This window comes from Neisseria blantyrii, assembly GCF_962747855.1.
Lineage (GTDB): Bacteria > Pseudomonadota > Gammaproteobacteria > Burkholderiales > Neisseriaceae > Neisseria > Neisseria viridiae.
This window is the reverse complement of the sequence record NZ_CAUIZY010000005.1, coordinates 115,872-134,959: the sequence shown is the minus strand read 5'-3', so window position 1 is coordinate 134,959 and position 19,088 is coordinate 115,872. Positions and strand designations below refer to the sequence as shown.

19 protein-coding genes are annotated in these 19,088 nt (G+C 55.2%); 16 read left to right on the top strand and 3 right to left on the bottom strand.

Features of this window, described 5'->3' with window-relative positions:
• The first annotated feature begins 97 nt into the window (after positions 1-97).
• The 3 genes from Q9J80_RS06125 to tsaD all read left to right on the top strand — a co-directional run bounded on the left by Q9J80_RS06125 (position 98) and on the right by tsaD (position 4,410).
• Entirely contained in the window at positions 98-2,050 is a 1,953-nt protein-coding gene (locus Q9J80_RS06125) for a cytochrome c biogenesis protein ResB (RefSeq protein WP_304674144.1), read from the top strand.
• Positions 2,043-3,230, top strand: coding sequence for a c-type cytochrome biogenesis protein CcsB (gene ccsB, locus Q9J80_RS06120; RefSeq protein ID WP_107819772.1), 1,188 nt, complete (start codon positions 2,043-2,045; stop codon positions 3,228-3,230). Before Q9J80_RS06125 ends, ccsB begins: the two co-directional genes overlap by 8 nt.
• Positions 3,231-3,345: 115 nt before the next feature.
• On the top strand, positions 3,346-4,410 hold the full coding sequence (tsaD, locus tag Q9J80_RS06115; RefSeq protein WP_301673394.1) for a tRNA (adenosine(37)-N6)-threonylcarbamoyltransferase complex transferase subunit TsaD: 1,065 nt from the start codon (positions 3,346-3,348) through the stop codon (positions 4,408-4,410).
• A 43-nt stretch (positions 4,411-4,453) separates the two neighbouring features.
• On the opposite strand, the gene Q9J80_RS06110 is transcribed toward tsaD, so the two are convergent.
• The gene (locus Q9J80_RS06110) at positions 4,454-5,305 is read right to left on the bottom strand and encodes a lysophospholipid acyltransferase family protein (protein WP_439652348.1); all 852 of its coding nucleotides are present in this window, start codon (positions 5,303-5,305) and stop codon (positions 4,454-4,456) included.
• 391 nt (positions 5,306-5,696) lie between these two features.
• On the opposite strand from Q9J80_RS06110, the gene metK reads away from it, so the two are divergent.
• Complete coding sequence (metK, locus tag Q9J80_RS06105) at positions 5,697-6,866, top strand: methionine adenosyltransferase (protein WP_107819775.1); 1,170 nt, start codon at positions 5,697-5,699, stop codon at positions 6,864-6,866.
• A gap of 91 nt (positions 6,867-6,957) precedes the next feature.
• Here the strand turns inward: metK and Q9J80_RS06100 are convergent, their stop codons facing one another.
• Positions 6,958-7,404 (bottom strand): Rrf2 family transcriptional regulator, encoded by a 447-nt coding sequence (locus Q9J80_RS06100; RefSeq protein ID WP_025457981.1) that lies wholly within the window; start codon positions 7,402-7,404, stop codon positions 6,958-6,960.
• 173 nt (positions 7,405-7,577) lie between these two features.
• Here Q9J80_RS06100 and Q9J80_RS06095 point away from each other — a divergent pair, with 173 nt between their 5' ends.
• Both Q9J80_RS06095 and Q9J80_RS06090 read left to right on the top strand, forming a co-directional pair.
• Positions 7,578-7,946: a hemerythrin domain-containing protein gene (locus Q9J80_RS06095; RefSeq protein ID WP_003750248.1), complete on the top strand. Its 369-nt coding sequence runs from the start codon at positions 7,578-7,580 to the stop codon at positions 7,944-7,946.
• Positions 7,947-7,990: 44 nt separating this feature from the next.
• Complete coding sequence (locus tag Q9J80_RS06090) at positions 7,991-9,145, top strand: NnrS family protein (RefSeq protein WP_304672751.1); 1,155 nt, start codon at positions 7,991-7,993, stop codon at positions 9,143-9,145.
• A gap of 63 nt (positions 9,146-9,208) precedes the next feature.
• On the opposite strand, the gene Q9J80_RS06085 is transcribed toward Q9J80_RS06090, so the two are convergent.
• Complete coding sequence (locus Q9J80_RS06085) at positions 9,209-10,081, bottom strand: prephenate dehydrogenase (RefSeq protein WP_304672750.1); 873 nt, start codon at positions 10,079-10,081, stop codon at positions 9,209-9,211.
• Positions 10,082-10,164: 83 nt separating this feature from the next.
• On the opposite strand from Q9J80_RS06085, the gene Q9J80_RS06080 reads away from it, so the two are divergent.
• The 10 genes from Q9J80_RS06080 to Q9J80_RS06035 all read left to right on the top strand — a co-directional run bounded on the left by Q9J80_RS06080 (position 10,165) and on the right by Q9J80_RS06035 (position 19,008).
• Positions 10,165-10,977 carry a carbon-nitrogen hydrolase family protein gene (locus tag Q9J80_RS06080; RefSeq protein WP_304672749.1) on the top strand — a complete coding sequence of 271 codons (813 nt, stop codon included), beginning with the start codon at positions 10,165-10,167 and terminating at the stop codon, positions 10,975-10,977.
• A gap of 92 nt (positions 10,978-11,069) precedes the next feature.
• Complete coding sequence (locus Q9J80_RS06075; protein WP_304672748.1) at positions 11,070-11,945, top strand: DMT family transporter; 876 nt, start codon at positions 11,070-11,072, stop codon at positions 11,943-11,945.
• Positions 11,946-12,060: 115 nt separating this feature from the next.
• Complete coding sequence (locus tag Q9J80_RS06070) at positions 12,061-13,290, top strand: multidrug effflux MFS transporter (RefSeq protein ID WP_308446907.1); 1,230 nt, start codon at positions 12,061-12,063, stop codon at positions 13,288-13,290.
• A gap of 38 nt (positions 13,291-13,328) precedes the next feature.
• Positions 13,329-14,456 (top strand): prephenate dehydratase, encoded by a 1,128-nt coding sequence (pheA, locus tag Q9J80_RS06065; RefSeq protein ID WP_188210543.1) that lies wholly within the window; start codon positions 13,329-13,331, stop codon positions 14,454-14,456.
• Between the two features lie 36 nt (positions 14,457-14,492).
• A complete protein-coding gene (recO, locus tag Q9J80_RS06060) occupies positions 14,493-15,233 on the top strand; it encodes a DNA repair protein RecO (RefSeq protein ID WP_301673400.1) in 741 nt (246 codons plus the stop codon).
• 60 nt (positions 15,234-15,293) lie between these two features.
• Entirely contained in the window at positions 15,294-16,022 is a 729-nt protein-coding gene (gene pdxJ / locus Q9J80_RS06055; RefSeq protein ID WP_301673401.1) for a pyridoxine 5'-phosphate synthase, read from the top strand.
• 50 nt (positions 16,023-16,072) lie between these two features.
• Positions 16,073-16,450 carry a holo-ACP synthase gene (gene acpS / locus Q9J80_RS06050; RefSeq protein WP_301673402.1) on the top strand — a complete coding sequence of 126 codons (378 nt, stop codon included), beginning with the start codon at positions 16,073-16,075 and terminating at the stop codon, positions 16,448-16,450.
• A 76-nt stretch (positions 16,451-16,526) separates the two neighbouring features.
• The gene (locus Q9J80_RS06045) at positions 16,527-17,336 is read left to right on the top strand and encodes an NUDIX domain-containing protein (protein WP_301673733.1); all 810 of its coding nucleotides are present in this window, start codon (positions 16,527-16,529) and stop codon (positions 17,334-17,336) included.
• Positions 17,337-17,394: 58 nt separating this feature from the next.
• Positions 17,395-17,817: a hypothetical protein gene (locus Q9J80_RS06040; RefSeq protein WP_301673403.1), complete on the top strand. Its 423-nt coding sequence runs from the start codon at positions 17,395-17,397 to the stop codon at positions 17,815-17,817.
• Positions 17,818-17,865: 48 nt separating this feature from the next.
• Positions 17,866-19,008 (top strand): THUMP domain-containing class I SAM-dependent RNA methyltransferase, encoded by a 1,143-nt coding sequence (locus Q9J80_RS06035; protein WP_301673404.1) that lies wholly within the window; start codon positions 17,866-17,868, stop codon positions 19,006-19,008.
• The last annotated feature ends 80 nt before the right edge of the window (positions 19,009-19,088 follow it).

Below are 19,088 nucleotides of genomic sequence, written 5' to 3'. Positions count from 1 at the left end.
TTTCCCATATTCCTGATGGCGGAATAAACACACAATGAGTAAATCCCGTATATCTCCCCCACTTCTTTCCCGTCCGTGGTTCGCTTTTTTCAGCTCCATGCGCTTTGCGGTCGCCTTGCTCAGTCTGCTGGGTATTGCATCGGTTATCGGTACGGTGTTGCAGCAAAACCAGCCGCAGACGGATTATTTGGTCAAATTCGGACCGTTTTGGGCGCAGATTTTTGGTTTTCTGGGACTGTATGATGTCTATGCTTCGGCATGGTTCGTTGTCATTATGCTCTTTTTGGTCATCTCGACCAGTTTGTGCCTGATTCGCAATGTGCCGCCGTTCTGGCGCGAAATGAAGTCTTTCCGGGAAAAGGTCAGGGAGAAATCTTTGGCGGCAATGCGCCATTCCGTGCTGATGGATGTGAAAATCGCGCCCGAAGTTGCCAAACGTTATCTGGAGGTGCAGGGTTTCAAGGTAAAGGCCGTCCATCGTGAGGACGGGTCGGTTCTGATTGCCGGCAAAAAAGGCACGATGAACAAATGGGGCTATATCTTTGCCCATGTTGCTTTGATTGTCATTTGTTTGGGCGGGCTGATAGACAGTAACCTGCTGTTGAAGCTGGGTATGCTGGCCGGTCGGATTGTTCCGGACAATCAGGCGGTTTATGCCAAGGATTTCAAGCCCGAAAGTATTTTGGGTGCGTCCAATCTCTCATTTAGGGGCAACGTCAATATTTCCGAGGGGCAAAGTGCGGATGTGGTTTTCCTGAATGCCGACAACGGGATGTTGGTTCAGGACTTGCCTTTTGAAGTCAAACTGAAAAAATTCCATATCGATTTTTACAATACGGGTATGCCGCGCGATTTTGCCAGTGATATTGAAGTAACGGACAAGGCAACCGGTGAGAAACTCGAGCGGACCATCCGCGTGAACCATCCTTTGACTTTGCACGGCATCACGATTTATCAGGCGAGTTTTGCCGACGGCGGTTCGGATTTGACATTCAAGGCGTGGAATTTGGGTGATGCTTCGCGCGAGCCTGTCGTGTTGAAGGCAACATCTATGCGGCAGTTTCCGTTGGATATCGGCAGGCATAAATACCGTCTTGAATTTGATCAGTTCACTTCTATGAATGTGGAGGACATGAGCGAGGGTACGGAACGGGAAAAAAGTCTGAAATCCACGCTGAACGATGTCCGCGCCGTTACTCAGGAAGGTAAAAAATACACTAATATCGGCCCTTCCATCGTGTACCGCATCCGTGATGTGGCAGGGCAGGCGGTCGAATATAAAAACTATATGCTGCCGATTTTGCAGGAACAGGATTATTTTTGGATTACCGGCACGCGCAGCGGTTTGCAGCAGCAATACCGCTGGCTGCGTATCCCCTTGGATAAGCAGTTGAAAGCGGACACCTTTATGGCATTGCGCGAGTTTTTGAAAGATGGGGAAGGGCGCAAACGTCTGGTTGCCGACGCAACCAAAGACGCACCTGCCGAAATCCGCGAACAATTCATGCTGGCTGCGGAAAACACGCTGAACATCTTTGCACAAAAAGGCTATTTGGGATTGGACGAATTTATTACGTCCAATATCCCGAAAGAGCAGCAGGATAAGATGCAGGGCTATTTCTACGAAATGCTTTACGGCGTGATGAACGCTGCTTTGGATGAAACCATACGCCGGTACGGCTTACCCGAATGGCAGCAGGATGAAGCGCGGAACCGTTTCCTGCTGCACAGTATGGATGCCTATACGGGGCTGACGGAATATCCCGCGCCTATGCTGCTGCAACTTGACGGGTTTTCGGAAGTGCGCTCTTCAGGTTTGCAGATGACCCGCTCGCCCGGTTCGCTTTTGGTCTATCTTGGTTCGGTATTGTTGGTTTTAGGTACGGTATTTATGTTTTATGTTCGGGAAAAACGGGCGTGGGTATTGTTTTCAGACGGCAAAATCCGCTTTGCTATGTCTTCCGCCCGCAGCGAACGGGATGTGCAAAAAGAGTTCCCAAAACACGTCGAGAGTCTGCAACGGCTCGGCAAGGACTTGAATCATGACTGAACACTATAAAACCCTTCCGGAACACGAGCTGCTGGTTCGAAAGTCTTTTATCCGTAATTTGAATATTTGGGATTGGGTGTTTGCCGCGCTGGTTTTTGCGGGTACGGTTTTCGTACAGACCCGTTCCGGTATGCATATGGACATTTACGAAACGGTCATGTTGTGGGCGAGTGCCGGTATTGCCGTGTTTTTGGGTTGGTTTTTCAAACCGATGCGCTGGTTTGTGCCACTGTGCATATTGTTTGCTTATGCTGCCGTCGGTTTGTACGGAGGCGACATCAAATCGGCAGAGATTTTCCTGTTGCGGTATTTCCTCAGCAGCCAATCGGCGATTATGTGGCAGTGTGCTTTTGTCTTCTTCGCCCTGTTCGCCTATATTTCGGGCGCGGTTTTGGCAAGAGTAAAAAATGTGCCGACCAACACGCTGTTGGGTATGGGAACCGTGTTTGCATGGGTGTCTGCTGTAGCAGGCTTTACTGGTCTGCTGGTACGTTGGCACGAAAGTTATCTGCTCCGTCCCGATGCAGGGCATATCCCCGTGTCCAACCTTTATGAAGTGTTCATTCTGTTTTTGGTCATTACCGCGCTGATGTATTTGTATTACGAGGGTAAATTTGCCGTGCAGAAATTGGGCGGCTTCGTGTTCGGCTTTATGGCGGTCGTGGTTGGATTTGTCTTGTGGTACAGCGTGTCTCGCGAGGCGCACACTATCCAGCCGCTGATTCCCGCGCTCCAGTCCTGGTGGATGAAAATCCACGTTCCGGCAAACTTTATCGGTTACGGCGCGTTTTGCATTTCCGCGATGCTCGGTATTGCCGAACTGGTTTCCCTGCGTGCGGAAGAAAAGGGCGGAAAACTGTGGCTGCCGCCGTCGGCATTGATCGACGAGGTGATGTATAAGGCGATTGCCGTCGGCTTTCTGTTTTTCACCATTGCGACCATTTTGGGCGCGTTGTGGGCGGCGGACGCTTGGGGACGCTATTGGAGCTGGGACCCGAAAGAGACGTGGGCGTTCATCGTCTGGCTCAATTACGCCGTTTGGCTGCACTTGCGGCTGGTTGCGGGCTGGCGCGGCAAAGTGCTGGCGTGGTGGGCGATTATCGGTTTGTTCGTAACCGCATTTGCCTTTATCGGCGTGAATATGTTTTTGAGCGGGCTGCATTCTTACGGAACGCTTTGATACGGTGCGACGATGCCGTCTGAAGGGCTTCAGACGGCATGTTCCGTTTTGGGGATACGGCAGTCGTGCCGAAATCCGCTAAAATACGTTTTTCAGTTTTTAACGGCATCAGACCATGTTGGTATTAGGAATCGAATCTTCTTGCGACGAAACCGGCGTTGCGCTGTACGACACCGAACGCGGATTGCGGGCGCACTGCCTGCACACTCAAATGGCAATGCACGCGGAATACGGCGGGGTCGTGCCGGAGCTGGCAAGCCGCGACCATATCCGCCGCCTTGTTCCGTTGACTGAAGGCTGTTTGGCGCAGGCGGGCGCATCGTATGGCGACATTGACGCGGTTGCTTTTACCCAAGGCCCCGGTTTGGGCGGCGCGCTGCTGGCGGGTTCAAGCTATGCCAACGCGCTGGCTTTGGCATTGGACAAGCCTGTCATTCCCGTCCATCATTTGGAAGGACATCTGCTGTCGCCGCTGTTGGCGGAGGAAAAACCCGACTTTCCTTTTGTTGCGCTGTTGGTTTCGGGCGGGCATACGCAGATTATGGCGGTCAGGGGCATAGGCGACTACGAGCTTTTGGGCGAGAGCGTCGATGATGCGGCAGGCGAGGCATTCGACAAAACGGCGAAACTGCTGGGCTTGCCGTATCCGGGCGGTGCGAAACTGTCGGAACTTGCGGAATCGGGCAGGCCCGAAGCGTTTGTTTTTCCGCGCCCGATGATTCATTCCGACGATTTGCAGATGAGTTTTTCGGGATTGAAAACCGCTGTTTTGACTGCCGTTGAAAAAGTGCGTGAGGCAAACGGTTCGGAAACCATACCCGAGCAAACCCGCAACGATATTTGCCGTGCGTTTCAAGATGCGGTAGTAGAAGTGTTGGAGGCAAAAGTGAAAAAAGCCCTGTTGCAGACGGGGTTCAGAACCGTAGTGGTCGCAGGCGGGGTCGGTGCAAACCGCAAACTCCGCGAAACGTTCGGCAACATGACGGTGCAAATCCCGACCCCCAAAGGCAAGCCGAAACATCCGTCCGAAAAAGTCAGCGTGTTTTTCCCGCCGATGGCATACTGCACGGACAATGGTGCCATGATTGCCTTTGCCGGTGCGATGCACCTGGGCAAGGGCAGGGAGGTCGGTGCGTTCAACGTCCGCCCGCGCTGGCCATTGTCCGAAATCGTCAAATGACAAAATGCCGTCTGAAATCGTTCAGACGGCATTTTTATTTTCGTTACGGTGCTTTATAGCGGTTGTACATGAACAGATACTGCGTCGGAAAACGGCGTATCCAATATTCGGTATTGCGGTTGAACACGGCGGCATCATGGGCTTTGTCGCCGTTCAATTCTCCTTGAAGGGGGCTGATGTGTAAGACAAAACCCTGCCCGTCAGGCAGGCGTTCGCTGCAAAAAAACAGCGTACTTACGCCTTTGACGTTTGCCAGTTTTGCCGCCAGCGTCATGGTATAGGCAGGTTTGCCGAAGAAATCCACCCATACGCCTTCCCCGCCTTCTTGAGGGGAGGGGACATGGTCGGGCAGGACGATGGTTGCTTCGCCCGAACGCAGGGCTTTGATGATTTGTTTGACCCCTTGTATGCTGGTAGGCGCAGTTTTGCCTTTGCCGCGAACCCTGCCTGCCTGCATGATTTTGTCTATCGCTTTGATTTTCGGAGGTTTGTACATGGCGGTCAGTGGGAACGGAAGCTGCTGGCTGATGTAGCGTCCGCCCAAATCGTAGCTGCCGATGTGCGGCGTGATGAACAGCAGCCCTTCGCCCTTGTCCAAAGCCTGCTGCACGTGTTCCCAGCCATGTACCGCTTTGAACATTGTTTCGATGTCTTCCGGTTTTTTGAAAAACGCGGGGGCGAGTTCCAAACCGCCTTTTGCCGTTTCCGCAAAAACGGCTTTGACTGTTTTCGGGTCGGGATTCATGGCTGCCTGACGCATATTGGCAATAATGCGTTCCCGGTCTTCTTTGCGCAGGTAAAACGCCAGATGTCCGAGGAAAACACCTAATTTGTGCAGAAAGGGCAGGGGCAGCAGGGAAAAGGATTTGAGCAGGGCGGTCAGTAGGATGTGCATAACGGGGAAGCAAGGGGGAAACAGCCTGAATTGTAAACGAAACATGCCGTCTGAAAAAGGGAAGTATTGCGGCAATATGCCTTTTCTGCTACGATGCGCGCTGCATTAAGAGTTGGGAATTCCATGCCAACCTGCTTTTCAAACGGAAAGGTAAGGTGGACGGTTGAAAAAACCGATGTGGCCACAAAGGCAATCCAAACCCGCTTGATGCGGGAATTTTTTTGCTTGTAAGAAACGTACGGGCAGAGATTCCAAAGTGCTGTTCAAATGGGAATGTTTCTCAACTGGATGGCACGAATAGGGAAATTTTGCTATATTTCCCGCTGTTTGACATTATGTTCATACAACATGCCGTCTGAAGAAGATGGTTTGTTTTTCAAGGAAAATCTCAATGAGCGAATATCTGTTTACTTCCGAATCGGTATCTGAAGGCCATCCGGACAAAGTGGCCGACCAAGTGTCCGATGCGATTTTGGATGCGATTCTGGCGCAAGACCCTAAAGCGCGTGTCGCGGCGGAAACTTTGGTCAACACAGGCTTGTGCGTATTGGCGGGCGAAATTACCACCACCGCCCAAGTGGACTACATCAAAGTCGCACGCGAAACCATCAAACGCATCGGCTACAACTCGTCCGAGCTGGGCTTTGATGCCAACGGCTGCGCGGTCGGCGTGTACTACGACCAGCAATCCCCCGACATCGCCCAAGGCGTGAACGAAGGCGAAGGCATCGACCTGAACCAAGGCGCGGGCGACCAAGGCCTGATGTTCGGCTACGCCTGCGACGAAACCCCGACCCTGATGCCGTTTGCCATCTATTACAGCCACCGCCTGATGCAGCGTCAAAGCGAATTGCGCAAAGACGGCCGCCTGCCGTGGTTGCGTCCCGACGCAAAAGCGCAGCTGACCGTGGTTTACGACAGCGAAACCGGCAAGGTAAAACGCATCGACACCGTCGTCCTGTCCACCCAGCACGACCCTGCCATCAGCCATGAAGAACTGAGTAAAGCCGTGATCGAGCAGATTATCAAGCCCGTTCTGCCGCCCGAAATGCTGACCGCCGAAACCAAATACCTGATCAACCCGACCGGCCGCTTCGTCATCGGCGGCCCGCAAGGCGACTGCGGTTTGACCGGCCGTAAAATCATCGTCGATACCTACGGCGGCGCAGCTCCGCACGGCGGCGGCGCGTTCTCCGGCAAAGACCCGTCCAAAGTGGACCGTTCCGCCGCTTACGCCTGCCGCTATGTTGCGAAAAACATCGTAGCCGCCGGTTTGGCGACCCAATGTCAGATTCAGGTTTCCTACGCCATCGGCGTTGCCGAACCGACTTCGATTTCCATCGACACTTTCGGCACAGGCAAAATCAGCGAAGAAAAACTGATTGCCTTAGTTCGCGAACATTTCGACCTGCGCCCCAAAGGCATCGTCCAAATGCTCGACCTCTTACGCCCGATTTACGGAAAATCCGCCGCTTATGGACATTTCGGCCGCGAAGAACCTGAGTTCACTTGGGAACGCACCGACAAAGCTGCTGCATTGAAAGCAGCCGCGGGGCTGTAATTTGGTCTGAATAAAGAAATGCCGTCTGAAACCGAACTGCCTCCGGAGGCGGTTTGTGTTTCAGACGGCATTTTTGCAGCCTTTTTCAGCCTTAATGTTGCGTTACAATCGGAATTCTCGGTTCGTAGAGCAGGTCGTAGGTCGGCTTGTTGAGCAGGTCTTGGAGCGTGAAACCGTCCAGATACGTGAAAAACGACTTCATTGCACCGCCGAGTATGCCTGTCAGACGGCAGGATGGTGTAATCAGGCATTCGTTGTTCTCGCCCATGCACTCGACCAGCTGCATCGGTTCGAGGTGGCGGACAACCGAGCCGATGTTGATGCGGTCGGGCGGTGCGGCAAGCCGCAGGCCGCCGCCTTTTCCGCGCACGCTGTGGAGGAAGCCGCCTTTGACCAGCGCGGTAACGACCTTCATCAGATGGCTTTTGGAAATGCCGTAGGTTACGGCGATGGTACTGATGTTGACCAGCGCATCGTCGTTGATGGCAGTGTAGATAAGGACGCGCAGCCCGTAGTCCGTATGTTGTGTCAAATACATGATTTTCTCGGTATGGATCGTTATTCTTATCGGTACGGTTTAAGTTTCACGGAAAATACCTTAATGGTTGAAACCCTGTCCGTCGGGGCGGTAGAATGCAGCCTGTCTGCGGCGGTATGCCGTCTGAAACATCCGCGCTACTGTTTGATAATTTGTTATTGTAACCTAAATTTATGAAACCGTTGAAACGACATTCCGCCCTTGTCGGGCTTTCGCGCGAACACCACCACTCGCTTTCCCTGTGCGTGCGTCTGTTGCGGACGCCCGGGGCAGACCATCGTGCCGAACTCGAGCTGCATTTTGCCGAACTGGAAATCCATTTCTGTGAAGAAGAAACCATGTTTGCCCCAATTTGGCAAAATATCGCGCTTGAGTTGAAAACCCGTTTTGAAGGCGATCACGCCAAACTGCGGCAGATGATGGCAAGCCCCGAATACGGTAACGCGGCGTGGAATACCGCTTTTGCCACAACCCTGCGCGATCACGCGCGCTTTGAAGAACGCGAGCTGTTTCCCGCCGTCGAACCGTTTTTGCCGGCATGATTCCGTTTTGCGGCAAATATATTAATGATAAACAAGGAACACACATGAAATTTACCAAGCACCCCGTCTGGGCAATGGCGTTCCGCCCGTTTTATTCGCTGGCGGCACTGTACGGCGCATTGTCCATATTGCTGTGGGGTTTCGGCTACACGGGAACGCACGAGCTGTCCGGTTTCTATTGGCACGCGCATGAGATGATTTGGGGTTATGCCGGACTGGTCGTCGTCGCCTTCTTACTGACCGCCGTCGCCACTTGGACGGGGCAGCCGCCTACGAGGGGCGGCGTTCTAGTCGGGTTGACCGCCTTTTGGTTGGCTGCGCGGATTGCCGTCTTTATCCCGGGTTGGGGTGCGGCGGCAAGCGGCATACTCGGTACGCTGTTTTTCTGGTATGGCGCGGTGTGCATGGCTTTGCCCGTCATTCGTTCACAGAATCAACGCAACTATGTCGCCGTATTCGCAATATTTGTGCTGGGCGGCACGCATGCGGCGTTTCACGTCCAGCTTCACAACGGTAATTTTGAGGGGCTGTTGGGCGGTTTGCAGTCGGGGCTGATTATGGTGTCGGGCTTTATCGGCCTGATTGGGATGCGGATTATTTCGTTTTTTACGTCCAAACGTTTGAATGTGCCGCAGATTCCCAGTCCGAAATGGGTTGCGCAGGCTTCGCTGTGGTTGCCCATGCTGACTGCCATGCTGATGGCGCACGGTGTGTTGGCTTGGCTGTCTGCCGTTTTTGCCTTTGCGGCAGGCGTGATCTTTACCGTGCAGGTTTACCGTTGGTGGTATAAGCCCGTGTTGAAAGAGCCGATGCTGTGGATTCTGTTTGCCGGTTATCTGTTTACCGGATTGGGGCTGATTGCGGTCGGCGTGTCTTATTTCAAACCTGCCTTCCTCAATTTGGGCGTGCATCTGATCGGTGTGGGCGGTATCGGCGTGTTGACTTTGGGCATGATGGCGCGTACCGCGCTCGGTCATACGGGCAACCCCATTTATCCGCCGCCTAAATCCGTTCCAGTCGCATTTTGGCTGATGATGGCGGCAACTGCCGTCCGCATGGTTGCCGTATTTTCTTCCGGTACTGCCTATACGCACAGTATACGCACATCTTCGGTTTTGTTTGCCATCGCGCTTTTGCTGTATGCGTGGAAGTATATTCCTTGGCTGATCCGTCCGCGTTCCGACGGCAGGCCCGGTTGAGTAAAACCGCCGCAGATTCTCGGTCTGCGGCGGTTTCGGTTTGGGCGCGATGCCGTCTGAACATCAATTCTCATCAGACCAGCTGTCGCGCGTGGCTTTGGCTTCTTCAAAATAGCGGTACAGGGAGGGGCGGTCCCGGTTAAGCAGGATGGTTTCCAAAGTGTCCAACTGCCTGCCCAAGCCCCGAATCAGCTCCAACAGGTTGTCCCTGTTGGCAAGGCAGATGTCCGCCCACACGGCAGGGTGGCTGGACGCGGTGCGGGTAAAGTCCTGAAAGCCCGTGGCGGCAAATTTCAGATACGCCTTTCCGTCGGGGTGGTCGAAGAGCTGGTGGACATAGGCGAAGGCGGCAAGGTGGGGCATATGGGAGACGGCGGCAAAAACCGCATCGTGTTTTTGCGCGTCCATCGTATAAATTTCGGCCCCGACGGCGCGCCATAGGTTTTCTATCAATGAGATGCCGTCTGAATCTTCGCCGCCGTGTGGTGTGATGATGAGTTTTCTATTTTGGAACAGGTCGTACTGCGCCGAATCTGCCCCGCTTCGGTCGGAACCGGCAATCGGGTGGGCGGCAATACAGCGGTGAATGCTGTCGGGCAGGCAGCGTCGGAAAGCCTCGATAACGGAGATTTTGGTGCTGCCGACATCGGAAATCCAAGCGTGGGCGGGTAAAACGGGTGCAAGCGCAGTTAAGATGCCGGAGACGGAGGCAACGGGCGTGGCGATAACAATCAAATCCGCATCGGCGATGCTGTTTTTATCGATAACGGCGGAAGCCCGGTCAATCACGCCGCGTTCCAGCGCACGTTGCAGGTTGTCGCGGTCGGTGTCGATGCCGGTAACGGTACGGACGAGTCCCTGTCTCTTGAGGTCTAGGACGAACGAACCGCCGATCAGCCCGACGCCGACGAGGACGATATGGTTCAAAATGTGCATTTGTGTAAAAGACTTTCGCAAAGTACCGTCATGGTAGCGTATCGGCGGAATATCCCGCAAGATGGGCGGGTAAAGGAGGAAAAGTGGACAAAATCAGAATAGCCGCCGTGCAGATGGTTTCCGGGCTGTCTCCCCATAAAAATATCGAAACCATGAGGCGTTTGGTTAAAACAGCGGCGCAGTGCGGTGCGGATTGGGTGCTGCTGCCCGAATATTGGGTGCTGATGGGCGCAAACGATACCGACAAACTTGCGCTTGCCGAGCCTTTGGGCGGCGGACGCTTTCAGACGGCATTGAGCGAAACGGCGAAAGCGTGCGGCGTGGTGCTGTTTGGCGGAACCGTGCCGCTGCAAAGCCGCGAGGCGGGCAAGGTGATGAATACGCTGTTGGTGTACGGACGGGACGGAGTAAGAACGGGTCTGTATCACAAAATGCACCTCTTCGGTTTTTCCGGTTTGGGCGAACGCTATGCCGAAGCTGATACCATCCGCGCGGGGCGGGAAGTGCCGCACTTGTCGGCAGAGGGCGTACCGGTGGCGGCAGGTATTTGTTACGATGTCCGCTTTCCCGAATTTTTCCGCCGCCAGCTGCCGTTTGACGTATTGATGCTTCCGGCGGCATTCACCCATACGACGGGCAAGGCGCACTGGGAGCTGCTTTTGCGTACGCGTGCCGTCGAAAACCAATGTTATGTTGTGGCGGCGGCGCAGGGCGGGCTGCACGAAAACGGCAGGCGCACGTTCGGACACAGTATGATTGTCGATCCGTGGGGGGAAGTTCTGGACGTATTGCCAGAGGGCGAAGGTGTCGTTACGGCAGACATCGATGCAGGTAGGCTGAGCAGCGTCCGCAGTAGGCTGCCCGCTTTAAAACACATGGTTTTAGATGCCGTCTGAAACCGGCAGGCGGTTTGTTTTGCCCCACTGGTGTGAAACTTCCCATCCGCCCCTCCGCCAACAAACACCGTTTTTAAGCCGAATAAGTTGAAATGTTTTACCAAATCCTTGCCCTGATTATCTGGAGCAGCTCTTTTATTGCCGCCAAATATGCCTACGCCGTCATCGATCCGGCACTGATGGTCGGCGTGCGCCTGTTGATTGCCGCGCTTTTGGTGCTGCCCGCCTGCCGCCGGCATATCGGCAAAATCCCCCGCAAGGAATGGAAGCCGTTGCTGGCGGTATCCTTCATCAGTTATGTATTCACCCTGATGCTGCAGTTTGTCGGACTAAAATATACGTCTGCCGCCAGCGCATCGACCATCGTCGGACTCGAGCCGCTGCTGATGGTGTTTGTCGGACACTTTTTCTTCAACGACAAAGCCCGTGCCTACCACTGGATATGCGGCGCGGCGGCATTTGCCGGTGTCGCGCTGCTGATGGCGGGCGGTGCGGAAGAGGGCGGCGAAGTCGGCTGGTTCGGCTGTCTTCTGGTGCTGCTTGCCGGACTCGGTTTCTGCACGGCAGTTCGTCCGACGCAAAGGCTGGTGGCCCGTATCGGCGCACCAGCATTTACATCTGTTTCCATTGCCGCCGCATCGCTGATGTGCCTGCCGTTTTCGCTTGCCTTGGCGCAGAGTTATACCGTGCATTGGAGCTGGCAGGGCGTGGTGTCGCTGCTGTATTTGGGCGTGGGGTGCAGCTGGTATGCCTATTGGCTGTGGAACAAAGGTACGGGCAGTGTTCCGGCAAACGTGTCTGGACTGTTGATTTCGCTCGAACCCGTCGTCGGCGTGTTATTGGCGGTTTTGATTTTGGGCGAGCACCTGTCGCCCGTGTCCGCCTTGGGTGTGTTTGTCGTCATTGCGGCCACATTTGCCGCCGGCTGGCTGTCGCGCAGGGATGCGGAAAGCGGTCATGCCGTCTGAAGCGGTTTCGGGCGGCATATCCTCCGGTTTTGTCCCGCCGTCCGATATGTTAAACTTGCGCCCGTACCGACCGTCGTTTGCGACGGTTTCTTTATTTTATTTGAACGGAAAAACCATGTCTCCGACCCTTCCTCCGATGAACGAAAAACTGATGGCGGTTTTGATGGCGATGCTGGTTGCGCTGATGCCGTTTTCCATCGATGCCTACCTGCCCGCGATTCCCGAAATGGCGCAATCGCTGGGTGCGGATGTCCACCGTATCGAACAGAGCCTGAGTTTGTTTATGTTCGGCACGGCGTTCGGGCAGGTGGTCGGCGGCGCGGTGTCCGACATCAAAGGGCGCAAACCCGTCGCCCTGACCGGTCTGATTGTATATTGCCTTGCCGTTGCCGCCATCGTATTTGCTTCGAGTGCCGAACAGCTCCTCAACCTGCGTGCGGTACAGGCATTCGGCGCAGGCATGACTGTGGTCATCGTCGGCGCGATGGTGCGCGACTATTATTCCGGACGCAAAGCCGCCCAGATGTTTGCCCTTATCGGCATCATTCTGATGGTTGTGCCGCTGGTCGCACCCATGGTCGGCGCACTGTTGCAGGGCTTGGGCGGCTGGCAGGCGATTTTTGTTTTTCTGGCGGCATATTCACTGGTGCTGCTCGGTTTGGTGCAACATTTCCTGCCCAAACCTGCCGTCGGCGGCAAAATCGGACGGGACGTGTTCGGGCTGGTGGCGGGGCGGTTCAAGCGCGTATTGAAAACCCGTGCCGCGATGGGTTATCTGTTTTTTCAGGCATTCAGCTTCGGTTCGATGTTCGCCTTTCTGACCGAATCTTCCTTCGTGTATCAGCAGCTTTACCGCGTTACGCCGCATCAATACGCTTGGGCGTTCGCGCTCAACATCATCACGATGATGTTTTTCAACCGTATTACCGCGTGGCGGCTCAAAACCGGCGCGCATCCGCAAAGCATCCTGCTGTGGGGGATTATCGTCCAATTTGCCGCCAACCTGTCCCAACTCGCCGCCGTGCTGTTTTTCGGGTTGCCCCCGTTTTGGCTGCTGGTTGCGTGTGTGATGTTTTCCGTCGGTACGCAGGGTCTGGTCGGTGCGAACACGCAGGCATGCTTTATGTCTTATTTCAAAGAAGAGGGCGGCAGCGCAAACGCCGTATTGGGTGTATTCCAATCTTTAATCGGCGCGGGGGTGGGTATGGCGGCAACCTTCTTGCACGACGGTTCGGCAACCGTGATGGCGGCAACCATGACCGCGTCCACCTCTTGCGGCATTGCGCTTCTGTGGCTCTGCTCGCATCGTGCGTGGAAAGAAAACGGGCAAAGCGAATACCTTTAACGGAAAATGCCGGCTGAAACCGTTTCAGACGGCATTTGATGTTAGAATGCACGATAAATCACCATTCAGACAAAATCATGTCCCACCACATCGACGAACTCCTCCTTCCCCACCGCAACGCCATCGACACCATCGATGCGGAAATCCTGCGCCTGCTCAACGAACGCGCGCAACACGCACACGCTATCGGCGAACTGAAAGGCACGGGCGCGGTATACCGTCCGGAGCGCGAGGTTGCCGTGTTGCGCCGCATTCAGGATTTGAACAAAGGCCCGCTGCCCGACGAATCAGTCGCCCGCCTGTTCAGGGAAGTGATGAGCGAGTGCCTCGCCGTAGAACGCCCGCTGACCATCGCCTATCTGGGACCGCAGGGTACGTTTACCCAACAGGCGGCGATTAAGCATTTCGGTCATGCCGCACACACTATGGCGTGTCCGACCATAGACGACTGCTTCAAACAGGTTGAAACGCGTCAGGCGGATTATCTGGTCGCCCCCGTGGAAAATTCGACCGAAGGCTCGGTCGGCCGCACGTTAGACCTGCTTGCCGTTACCGCGTTGCAGGCTTGCGGCGAAGTTGTCTTACGCATACACCACAACCTTCTGCGTAAAAACAGCAGCAGTACCGAAGGCATCACCAAAGTATTTTCGCACGCACAGGCGTTGGCGCAGTGCAACGACTGGCTGGGTAGACACCTTCCCAACGCCGAGAGGGTGGCGGTCTCCAGCAATGCCGAAGCCGCGCGGCTGGTTGCCGAATCGGACGACGGTACGGTTGCCGCCATTGCCGGGCGTACTGCGGCGGAAATCTACGGACTCAGCCCCGTGGCCGAGTGCATTGAGGATGAGACGAACAATACCACGCGCTTCCTGGTTATGGGTCATCATGAAACCGGTGCCGGCGGCAGCGACAAAACCTCGCTGGTCGTTTCCGCACCCAACCGGGCAGGCGCGGTTGCCTCGCTGCTGCAACCCCTGACCGAATCAGGCATTTCCATGACCAAGTTTGAGAGCCGTCCCGGAAAGGCGGCGTTGTGGGAATACCTGTTCTTTATCGATATCGAGGGACACAGGACGGATGACAAGGTTCAGACGGCATTAAAACAGTTGGGCGGGCGCGCCTCGTTCGTCAAAATCATCGGTTCGTATCCGACTGCCGTTTTGTAGTTGCGGCAGCGTTCAGACGGCATTACCCCAACGATTATGTCCGAATACCGAGTCAACCACGAACCCGTTTTTATGCTGGCATCTTCGCCTTGGCGCGAAAGCAGCCTGTGGGTTGAAGCATTCAGCCGCCGTTACGGGCGTGTGGCTTTGCTGGCGCGTAGCGCGCGCAAACGGCAGAGCGAGCTGCGCGGCGTATTGGTTCCGTTCGTCCCTGTCAGCGTGTCGTGGTACGGCAGTCAGGAACTCAAAACCCTTCACCGCGCCGAATGGGTCGGCGGTTGGCGGCAGCCGCAGGGCAGGGCGTTGTTTGGCGGATTGTATGTGAACGAGCTGGTTTTAAAACTGACCGCGCGCGAAGATCCCATGCCTGAGTTATACGATGCATTGGCTGAAGTGATGAAGGCAGTCTGCTGCGAGGCAGACCATGTTGCCGATTTGCGCCGCTTCGAGTGGAAGCTGCTGACGGCCTTAGGCGTCGCCCCCGATTTGCATACGGACGGAGAGGGCAGGGAAATCCAGTCATCCGCCAGATACTGTATCAGACCGGAAGAAGCAGTCATGCCCGTAGGCAGGGAATGCGTTTTACCGTCTGAAACCGTCATTATTGCCGACGGGCAGAGCCTGATTGATTTGCAGACGGGCAGTTTCAGCAGTGCGCAAAGCCTTCAGGATGCCCTGAAAATCACACGGCTGCTGACAGGCAGCCTGCTTCCTGAAGGGGTGAAGTCGAGGCAGGTTTTGGAACAGATACGGCAGTTTGACCGTCGTGCAACATAGGTGCCGATGCAGCGTACCGGTATGCTGCAAAATAAAAAATCGAAGAGGAAAGGAAACATCATGCTTTTAGGTGTCAACATCGATCACATCGCCACCGTCCGCAATGCCCGCGGCACAACCTATCCCAGCCCTGTGGAAGCGGCATTGGTCGCGGAAACGCACGGTGCGGATTTGATTACCATGCACCTGCGCGAAGACCGCCGCCACATCAAAGACGCGGACGTGTTCGCCGTTAAAAACGCCATCCGCACGCGCCTGAACCTTGAAATGGCGTTGACTGAAGAAATGCTGGAAAACGCACTCAAAGTCATGCCGCAAGACGTGTGCATCGTGCCTGAAAAACGTCAAGAAATCACGACCGAAGGCGGCTTGGACGTATTGGCGCAACAAGACAAAATTGCCGAGTTCACCAAAATCCTGACCGACGCAGGCATACGCGTGTCCTTGTTTATCGATGCCGACAACGAGCAAATCCAGGCCGCCTGTGATGTCGGCACACCCGTTATTGAGCTGCACACCGGCGCATACGCCGATGCACACAGCCACGCCGAACAAATCAAGCAATTCGAGCGTCTGCAAAACGGCGCGCATTTTGCCAGCGATTTGGGCTTGGTCGTCAACGCCGGACACGGACTGACCATACACAACGTTACCCCCATCGCCCAAATCCTCGCCATCCGCGAGCTGAACATCGGACATTCGCTGATTTCGCAGGCACTTTTCCTCGGATTGCCCGAGGCCGTGCGCCAGATGAAAGAAACCATGTTCCGTGCAAGAATGCTGCCGTAAGGGCAGGCAAACCGTTTCAGACGGCATTTCACGACAAAGGAGCGCAAATTATGATTTACGGCATAGGCACAGATATTGTTTCCCTCAAACGCATCGTCCGCCTGAGCAAAAAGTTCGGACAGGCGTTTGCCGGGCGCATCCTTACTCCGGAAGAGCTGCTTGAATTTCCTCAGGCGGGCAAACCCGTCAACTACCTTGCCAAACGCTTTGCCGCCAAAGAAGCCTTTGCCAAAGCCGTCGGTACGGGCATACGCGGCGCGGTTTCCTTCCGCAACATCGGCATCGGGCATGACGCATTGGGCAAGCCCGAATTTTTCTATGCCCCCGCCCTGTCCAAATGGCTGGAGGAACAAGGCATTAGCCGCGTCAGCCTCAGCATGAGCGACGAAGAAGACACCGTATTGGCATTTGTCGTTGCCGAAAAATAAAACAGTACCCATTGGCAGGTCGGATGCCCAAATCCGACCTTTCCGGATTTTGAGACGACCTTCTCCAACCATTCCCATGATCCAAGACACCCGCCCCCTTATCCGCGTCGTTGCCGGCATCCTACTCGATTCAGACGGCAACTACCTGCTCAGTTCCCGCCCCGAAGGTAAACCCTATGCCGGATATTGGGAATTTGCCGGTGGCAAGGTCGAAGCGGGCGAAACCGACTTCCAAGCCCTGCAACGCGAGTTTGAAGAAGAACTCGGCATCTGCATCCTCGCCGCCACGCCTTGGCTGACCAAAATCCATTCCTACGAACACGCCCGCGTCTGCCTGAAATTCCTATGGGTAAACCCCGACCAATGGATGGGCGAACCGCAATCGCGCGAAGGACAGGCATGGTCGTGGCAGAAGGCGGGTGATTTTACCGTTGCCCCCATGCTGCCCGCCAACGGCGCGCTTTTGCGTTCGCTGTCCGTCCCGCGCCGTTTGTACGGCAGCCTGAAAACGGGTTTGTACGGTGAAAACAGTATGGGCGCGTACCGCGTCCTGCCTTTGGGTTCGGCAGAGGGAAGCGGTGCGAACGTTTTGATGGAGGCGGCGCAATGGCAGGACAGACCCGAACACGCCGACAGCGTGTGGATGATGGTGCAGACCCGCGAACAATGGCGGCAGGCGCAGGAAAAGGGCGCAGATGTGGTCGTCTGGCGGGTCGGTAATGCCGCACAAGCCGCAGCGGTGGACGAAGTGTTGAAGCACGGCGTATCCGTGCCGCTGGTCGTTGCCGCCGACGTTCAGACGGCATCGCATTACGGCGGGCAATGGCTGACGGCGGGCGCACACGCTGTGTTGGCCGATGAAAAAATGGGGAACGGAAATGGCTAAAAACCGCAAATTACTGCTTGCCGCATTGTGTTGGCCGATGAAAAAATGGGGAACGGAAATGGCTAAAAACCGCAAATTACTGCTTGCCGCATTGCTGCTGATTGCCTTTGCCGCCTTCAAGCTCGTTTTGTTGCAATGGTGGCAGTCGCAGCAGCCGCAAGCCGTGGCGGCGCAATGCGATTTGACCGAAGGTTGCACGCTGCCGGACGGAAGCCGTGTCCGCGCCGCCGCCGTTTCAACCAAAAAACCGTTTGATATTTATATCGAACACGCGCCTGCCGGCACGGAACAGGTCAGCATCAGCTTCAGTATGAAAAATATGGATATGGGTTTCAACCGCTATATGTTCGAGCGGCAACCGTCGGGGACTTGGCAGGCAGTACGCATCCGCCTGCCCGTCTGTGTCGAAGGCAGGCGCGATTTTACGGCGGACATTACAATCGGCAGTCGGACATTTCAGACGGCATTTACCGCCGAATAAACCTTTCAATCCGCCATTGCCGGAACATCCGTCCGGAAAGGACACGCTATGAATACTTTATATACACTTTTCGCCACCTGCCCGCGCGGCTTGGAAACCGTTTTATCTCAAGAACTCGGAAGCCTCGGCTGTACCGATGTCCAAGCGTTTGACGGCGGCGTTTCCTGCCGGGGCGGATTGGAACAGGCCTACGCCGCCAACCTGCACTCGCGCACCGCCAGCCGTATCCTGCTGCGTCTGACCAAAGGCACATACCGAACCGAGCGCGACATCTACAAACTTGCCAAAAACATCAACTGGTTTAATTGGTTTACTTTACAGCAGACGTTCAAAGTCAAAGTCGAGGCAAAGCGTGCCAACGTTAAGAGCATCCAATTTGTCGGACTGACCGTCAAAGATGCCGTCTGCGATGCCTTCCGCGACATTTACGACGCACGTCCGAGCGTGGACAAAGCCGTGCCCGATGTCCGCATCCACGCCTTTTTGAACGAACGCAATGTCGAAATCTTCATCGACACTTCGGGCGAAGCCCTGTTCAAACGCGGCTACCGCCTGGATACCGGCGAAGCACCGCTGCGCGAAAACCTTGCCGCCGGACTGCTGCTCTCGGCAGGCTACGACGGCACGCAGCCGTTTCAAGACCCGTTTTGCGGCAGCGGCACGATTGCTATCGAAGCCGCTTGGATTGCCACCGGCCGCGCACCGGGCATGATGCGCCGTTTCGGTTTTGAGAAACTGCAAAATTTCGATAAAACGCTGTGGTCGGATTTGCTCCGCCGTGCCGAAGCGCAGGTCAAACCTGCTTTTGCACCGATTTCGGGTAGCGATAGCGACCGCCGCATCATTCAGACAGCATTGGACAACGCACGCAGTGCCGAAGTGGATGACATCGTTTCCTTCAGCGTTGCCGACGCGCAATCCGTCCGTCCGAACGGCGAAAACGGCATTATGGTGTCCAATCCGCCCTACGGTGTGCGCCTTGAGGAAGTCCACGCTTTGCAGGCACTGTATCCGCAACTGGGGACGTGGTTGAAGAAACATTACGCAGGCTGGCGGGTCGGTATGTTTACCGGCGACAGGGAAATGCCCAAATTCATGCGCCTGTCGCCAAAACGCAAAATCCCGCTTTATAACGGCAACATCGACTGCCGCCTGTTTCTGATTGATATGGTGCAGGGATCGAACCGTTGAGGAAAGTGTACAAAAATGCCGTCTGAAAAATGTTCAGACGGCATTTTTTAATATCCGGCCGATATTATAGTGGATTAACA

Excerpts from the sequence above, each read along its gene's own strand:
- Q9J80_RS06125 (WP_304674144.1), top strand. The coding sequence starts at position 98 with ATGCGCTTTGCGGTCGCCTTGCTCAGTCTGCTGGGTATTGCATCGGTT.
- ccsB (WP_107819772.1), top strand. The coding sequence starts at position 2,043 with ATGACTGAACACTATAAAACCCTTCCGGAACACGAGCTGCTGGTTCGA.
- tsaD (WP_301673394.1), top strand. The coding sequence starts at position 3,346 with ATGTTGGTATTAGGAATCGAATCTTCTTGCGACGAAACCGGCGTTGCG.
- Q9J80_RS06110 (WP_439652348.1), bottom strand. The coding sequence starts at position 5,305 with ATGCACATCCTACTGACCGCCCTGCTCAAATCCTTTTCCCTGCTGCCC.
- metK (WP_107819775.1), top strand. The coding sequence starts at position 5,697 with ATGAGCGAATATCTGTTTACTTCCGAATCGGTATCTGAAGGCCATCCG.
- Q9J80_RS06100 (WP_025457981.1), bottom strand. The coding sequence starts at position 7,404 with ATGTATTTGACACAACATACGGACTACGGGCTGCGCGTCCTTATCTAC.
- Q9J80_RS06095 (WP_003750248.1), top strand. The coding sequence starts at position 7,578 with ATGAAACCGTTGAAACGACATTCCGCCCTTGTCGGGCTTTCGCGCGAA.
- Q9J80_RS06090 (WP_304672751.1), top strand. The coding sequence starts at position 7,991 with ATGAAATTTACCAAGCACCCCGTCTGGGCAATGGCGTTCCGCCCGTTT.
- Q9J80_RS06085 (WP_304672750.1), bottom strand. The coding sequence starts at position 10,081 with ATGCACATTTTGAACCATATCGTCCTCGTCGGCGTCGGGCTGATCGGC.
- Q9J80_RS06075 (WP_304672748.1), top strand. The coding sequence starts at position 11,070 with ATGTTTTACCAAATCCTTGCCCTGATTATCTGGAGCAGCTCTTTTATT.
- Q9J80_RS06070 (WP_308446907.1), top strand. The coding sequence starts at position 12,061 with ATGTCTCCGACCCTTCCTCCGATGAACGAAAAACTGATGGCGGTTTTG.
- pheA (WP_188210543.1), top strand. The coding sequence starts at position 13,329 with ATGTTAGAATGCACGATAAATCACCATTCAGACAAAATCATGTCCCAC.
- recO (WP_301673400.1), top strand. The coding sequence starts at position 14,493 with ATGTCCGAATACCGAGTCAACCACGAACCCGTTTTTATGCTGGCATCT.
- pdxJ (WP_301673401.1), top strand. The coding sequence starts at position 15,294 with ATGCTTTTAGGTGTCAACATCGATCACATCGCCACCGTCCGCAATGCC.
- acpS (WP_301673402.1), top strand. The coding sequence starts at position 16,073 with ATGATTTACGGCATAGGCACAGATATTGTTTCCCTCAAACGCATCGTC.
- Q9J80_RS06045 (WP_301673733.1), top strand. The coding sequence starts at position 16,527 with ATGATCCAAGACACCCGCCCCCTTATCCGCGTCGTTGCCGGCATCCTA.
- Q9J80_RS06040 (WP_301673403.1), top strand. The coding sequence starts at position 17,395 with ATGGCTAAAAACCGCAAATTACTGCTTGCCGCATTGCTGCTGATTGCC.
- Q9J80_RS06035 (WP_301673404.1), top strand. The coding sequence starts at position 17,866 with ATGAATACTTTATATACACTTTTCGCCACCTGCCCGCGCGGCTTGGAA.